Source organism: Pseudomonas sp. K5002 (assembly GCF_013386655.1).
Classification (GTDB): Bacteria; Pseudomonadota; Gammaproteobacteria; order Pseudomonadales; family Pseudomonadaceae; genus Aquipseudomonas.
Genome location: NZ_JACARK010001107.1, coordinates 1 through 1,011 on the forward strand (window position 1 = coordinate 1; position 1,011 = coordinate 1,011).

The 1,011-nt window shown below is 62.6% G+C and carries 1 protein-coding gene and 1 pseudogene; both read right to left on the reverse strand.

Annotation, left to right across the window (positions count from 1 at the left end; translation table 11 throughout):
• Nucleotides 1-276: pseudogene (locus HX846_RS33735) on the reverse strand (N-acetyl-gamma-glutamyl-phosphate reductase); the annotation flags it as partial.
• A gap of 184 nt (nucleotides 277-460) precedes the next feature.
• Nucleotides 461-1,011 (reverse strand): aspartate-semialdehyde dehydrogenase (locus tag HX846_RS33740; RefSeq protein WP_178967100.1); only part of this gene is annotated, 551 nt, incomplete at its 5' end.

Sequence of the window (1,011 nt, forward strand, 5' to 3'; positions counted from 1 at the left end):
GGTGCAGCCCGCAGCGGTGGCGCGCGGGGCAAAACTCAAGGTGACCGCAGGGCCGGCGGCGAAGAACACCAGTTGGACTTTGCTGAAATCGAATTCATCGACTTCCCGCACCCGCACGTTCTTGCCACGAAACGGCACCGAATGCCCGGCCGACTCGCTGCTGGCCAACAGGTGCAGGCTGCCTACCGGGAAGTCCTGCTCTTCGAGGATCTGCACCAGGGTTTCGCCAACGGTGCCGGTGGCGCCGATCACGGCAATATCAAAGGTCTGGGTCATGGGGGCTGCCTCGGGCATTGCGGGGGGAGCGGCACTTTACCGGGTGGCTGGGGGTGAGGCAATTAACCTGGGGGTTGTGGTGTGGCTGATGGCCTCTTCGCGNNTTGCTCGCGAAGAGGCCCGAGCGCGCAATAAAAAACCCGCGCCTGTCACCAGAACGCGGGTTTCTTATTACCAGCAGCGATTACCGCTCCAGCAAGATCCGCAGCATGCGACGCAACGGCTCAGCCGCGCCCCACAGCAGTTGGTCGCCGACGGTGAACGCGCCCAGGTACTGCGTACCCATGTTCAGCTTGCGCAGACGGCCAACCGGCACATTCAGGGTACCGGTCACCTTGTTCGGGCTCAGTTCCTGGATGCTGATATCACGGTTGTTCGGCACCAGCTTGACCCAAGGGTTGTGCTGGCTGATCAGCCCTTCGATATCGGCGATCGGCACGTCTTTGTTCAGCTTGATGGTCAACGCCTGACTGTGGCAACGCATGGCGCCGATGCGCACGCAGATACCGTCCACCGGGATCGGGCTCTTGAAGCGACCAAGGATCTTGTTGGTCTCGGCCTGGGCCTTCCACTCTTCACGGCTCTGGCCGTTAGGCAGTTCCTTGTCGATCCACGGGATCAGGCTGCCGGCCAATGGCACACCGAAGTTCTCGGTCGGGTAGGCCTCGCTGCGCATGGCCTCGGCCACACGGCGGTCGATGTCGAGGATCGCGCTGGCCGGGTCAGCCAGTTGAT